General features: G+C 70.0%; 5 protein-coding genes. All 5 read right to left on the bottom strand.

Translation table 11 applies throughout. The annotated features are described in order from the left end of the window. A partial coding sequence (locus JF597_RS50245; RefSeq protein ID WP_294012956.1) for a molybdopterin-dependent oxidoreductase occupies positions 1-1356 on the bottom strand: 1356 nt, incomplete at its 3' end. A 64-nt stretch (positions 1357-1420) separates the two neighbouring features. After that, positions 1421-2041, bottom strand: a complete 621-nt coding sequence (locus JF597_RS50240) for an SRPBCC family protein (protein WP_294012952.1) — start codon at positions 2039-2041, stop codon at positions 1421-1423. Positions 2042-2546: 505 nt separating this feature from the next. Next, positions 2547-2672: a hypothetical protein gene (locus JF597_RS50235; RefSeq protein WP_294012950.1), complete on the bottom strand. Its 126-nt coding sequence runs from the start codon at positions 2670-2672 to the stop codon at positions 2547-2549. A 20-nt stretch (positions 2673-2692) separates the two neighbouring features. Beyond that, positions 2693-3241: a GNAT family N-acetyltransferase gene (locus JF597_RS50230; RefSeq protein ID WP_294012959.1), complete on the bottom strand. Its 549-nt coding sequence runs from the start codon at positions 3239-3241 to the stop codon at positions 2693-2695. A gap of 260 nt (positions 3242-3501) precedes the next feature. Next, the coding region (locus JF597_RS50225) for a cation diffusion facilitator family transporter (protein ID WP_294012948.1) at positions 3502-4087 on the bottom strand (586 nt) is incomplete at its 5' end.

Below are 4087 nucleotides of genomic sequence, written 5' to 3'. Positions count from 1 at the left end.
CACCGAGTCGAGCCCGTGGGGGCGTGGCGGATCGAAGCCGAACTCCTTCTGCAGCGCGTCTAGGAACGAATCCGGCATCTGCTCCCAGATGCCCATCGTGCGGTCGCCCTGGACGTTGCTGTGCCCGCGCACCGGGCAGGCGCCGGTGCCTGCGCGACCGAGATTGCCGCGCAGCAACAGGAAGTTGACGATCTCCCGGATGGTGGGCACACCGTGCTTGTGCTGCGTGATGCCCATCGCCCAGCAGACGACGACGCGTTCGCTGCGCAGGACCTCGTCGTGGACCTTCTCGATCTCCTCGCGGGTCAGTCCGGTCGCCGTGCGCACGTCGTCCCAGTCGACGGTGCGGGCATGCTGCGCGAACTCCTCGAAGCCGGCGGTGTGGGCGTCGATGAAGTCGTGGTCCAGGACGCTGCCGGGCCGGGCGTCCTCGGCTTCCAGCAGCAGGAGGTTCAGGGCCTGGAAGAGGGCGAGGTCGCCGCCGGGCTTGATGTGCAGGAAGCGGTCGGCGATCTGGGTGCCGCGTCCGATGACACCCCGTGGCTTCTGCGGGTTCTTGAACCGTCGCAGGCCGGCCTCGGGCAGCGGGTTGACCGCCACGATCCGGGCGCCGTTGCGTTTGGCCTCCTCCAGGGCCGTCAGCTGGCGCGGATGGTTGGTGCCGGGGTTCTGCCCCACCAGGAAGATCAGGTCGGCGTGGTGGAGGTCGTCGAGGCTGACGGTGCCCTTGCCGGTGCCCAGCGTCTCGCTCAGGGCGAAGCCACTGGACTCGTGGCACATGTTGCTGCAGTCGGGCAGGTTGTTGGTGCCGAAGGCGCGGGCGAAGAGCTGCAGGACGAACGCGGCCTCGTTACTGGCGCGGCCCGAGGTGTAGAAGACGGCCTCGTCCGGGGAGGCCAGCGAGGTGAGTTCCCCGGCGAGCACGCCCAGGGCGTCGTTCCAGCTGAGGGGCTCGTAGTGGTCCGAGCCCGGCCGCTTGATCATGGGCTCGGTGAGCCGGCCCTGCTGGTTGAGCCACATGTCCGAGCGCCCGGCGAGGTCCGAGACGCTGTGCTCACGGAAGAAGTCGGCGGTGATCCGGCGATTCGTGGCCTCGTCGTTGATGTGCTTGGCGCCGTTCTCGCAGTACTCGTTGCGATGGCGCTGCCCCGGGGTCGGATCCGCCCAGGCACAGCCGGGACAGTCGATCCCGCCCACCTGGTTGATGGTGAGCAGGTCCACCCCGGTCTTGCGCGGGGAGGTCTGCTCCAGGGAGTACTCCAGCGCGTGTACGACCGCGGGTACCCCGGCCGCCCACTTCTTCGGCGGTGTCACCGAGAGGGTGGTCTCCGGTTCCTCGCCGGGCGGGTTCTGCATCGCTTCGCCTTTCTCTCGCCGCGTCTGTCCTACGGCGTCTGTCCTGCCGAGTCCGGTACGCGGGTCAGCCGACGGGCCACTGGGCCACCCGGCTCCTCGGCGGTTCCGGGTGGTCGTGCTGTACCCGGCCGTTGCGGATGGTGCCGCGCCAGGCCCCGCCCTCCTGGCCCAGCCCCTCGATGAACTGCTTGAAGTGCTGGAGCTCGCGGCGGACCAGCCGGGCGGTCACCTGTGTGACCTTGGAAGAGCGGGTGAGCCGTTTCGTGGCTCCGCGAGGCTCGAGCAGCATCCGGACGGTGATGGCCGTGCCACCCGACTCCGTCGGCCTGAACTCCACCTCGCCCTGGTGCGAGGGGCGCTGCTCCAGACCGCGCCAGGCCAGGTAGGAGTCGGGGTCCTGCTCCACGATCTCCACCGCGAAACGGCGGCGCAGCGGCCCGTAGCCGATGGTCCAGGCGGTCACGGTGGGCCTGACCTGTTCGACGTCGTGCACGACGGGCGAGAACCGGGGGAACGTCTTGAACTGCGTCCACTGGTTGTACGCCGTCCGTACCGGCACCGCGACCTCGACCGTTTCCTCGACGTGCTGGCTCGGCAGCGGCCGGCGGCGGGTGACACCGTCGCTGTCGGGGCGCATCCCCGGCGTGTTCGGGACGGCCTGCCGGGAGTCCTGTGCGCGCGCCATCGTGGCCTCTCCTCCGGTGCAGGGATCCGGGCTCGTGCACCCGCCTCCCTCTCGTGTGTCAGGGCTCCTCTCCCGGTTCCCCCATTGCGGTCTTCGAGTCGTGCGAATGCGCCTCCATCCCGTTCGGGCCCCGGCTTCGGGGTCCGGGGGCCGTCGGCGGTTCGTCTATGGCCGTGACTGGCCTGGCGGGGCACCCCACGGATGACGTCTGCTGCGGCTGACCCACCGCCGACGGCTCACCCGGCGCAGGGCGGAGAGGTGCTGCCGGTGCCTGCGGCGATCTGCGCCTTGAGGTCCGCGACGCAGGGAGGGTACGGGGTCGTATCCGACGTGGGTGAGAACGCCTGGGAGTGGCACGGAACCCTCTGCACCGACTCGACCGAGCCGTCGGTGTTCGGCGGGACCTGCTTGTTGTTGGACTGCCGGAAGTCGCACGTGCCGGTGAGGATGCCCGCCCGCGGGTCGAGGGAGGCGGCCTTCTACGGCCACCGACCGGACCGCGGCACTAGGACGACGATGTCGCACCCGCCGCTGCGGCGCGGGTGACTCCGGCGGGCAGTGCCTTGTTGCCGACCGGCTCGCGTGCAGAGCAGGAGTCCTGGGAGAACAGCGCGGTGAAGCGGTTCGCCACTTCCAGCCGTCCTGTCACCCTCAAGCGGGCGGTGTGACCGGGGACCACTCGCCCATCCACTGTTCGGCGTCCCACTTCTCGAACCGTTTCACCTCGGTGAACCCCAGCTTGGTCGCGAGGCGCATTGAGCGGACATTGGCGGTCTGGGTGTAGAGCACCACCGCCACGCCGGGAAACGCGTCGGCGAACCAGTCGAGTGCCGCCGCGCACGCCTCGGTGGCGTACCCGCGTCCCCACACCTCCGGCAGGAAGAGGTAGCTGAGCTCGGCCTCCCCGGCGTCCGGACGGACATTGCCGCGACGCTCCGCATCGCGCCGGCTGACCTCGGCAGTGCCGATCATCGCTCCGTCGAGCTCGATCACGAAAAGACCGGGGCGCCGCCCGGGCGTCTCAGGGACCGAGCGCTCGAGCTCATCACGCGGTTGAGGGCCACCGAGGTAGGTGTGCACATCCGCTGAGGCGAACAGCTCGATGAACGCCGCACGGTCCCGGGCCTCGGACTCGCGAAGCACGAGCCGCTCGGTCTTGATCGGGTCAACTGGCCAGGCGACAGCACCGAGTTCAGTCATGGCGGGCAACCTATCGCACACCCGGGAGGACGATCCGAAGGAGATGGCCTGGCCGGCCCGACGCGGTTCAGGGCCTGGACGGATCTCCGGCTGGTCGGCCAGGTCGGCGGGGTGTGCCGACGCGTGCCGACGGTCGGTGAGGGCGCGGCCGACGTGGGCCAGGGCGCCGATTCCGGAGGCGATGGTCAGCACGCCTTCGAAGGTGCACGGAAATCTGTGTCCACCAAGTCCTGGACCGCCGTCGGGTGCCCGCGCGAAGGTCAGTGCCTGTGCGGTCCGCCCCGGTGGACGGGGCCGTGCGGGTCCTCGCAGTGCGCGGCGTCGCCCCCTCGTTCGCCGGTCAGGGCGACCTGGAGGACCTGTTCCGGGGTGTGGTCGACCTGGAGCGTGGTGTGGGTGATGCCGTAGTCGTGCTGGAGGAGCTCTTCCAGGTCGCGGCGGACGGCGTGGCAGTCGCCGCCCGGCTCGACCAGGACGTGCGCGGAGAGGGCGGACTGGCCGGAGGTGATCTGCCAGACGTGCAGGTCGTGCACCTCGACGACGGCCGCCTGGGCGACGAGCTTGTCACCCAGTGCGTCCGGGTCGACGTCTGCGGGGGCGGCCTCCAGGAAGATCCGGCCGGACTCGCGCAGCAGCCCGTACCCGGCCTTGACCATCAGGGCGACCACCACCAGCGTGGCGATGGCGTCGGCGCGGGCGAACCCGGTGAGCAGCACGATCAGACCGGCCACCGCGGTGCCGATGAAAGCGAAGAGGTCGTTGAGGATGTGCTGGTAGGCACCCTCGACGTTGAGCGAGGATCGGTTGGCTTTGGAGATGCACCAAGCGGCCGCGATGTTCACCACG

Origin of the sequence: Streptomyces sp. (genome assembly GCF_019510245.1) — a bacterium.
GTDB lineage: Bacteria > Actinomycetota > Actinomycetes > Streptomycetales > Streptomycetaceae > Streptomyces.
This window is presented reverse-complemented; position numbering and strand designations above follow the sequence as displayed.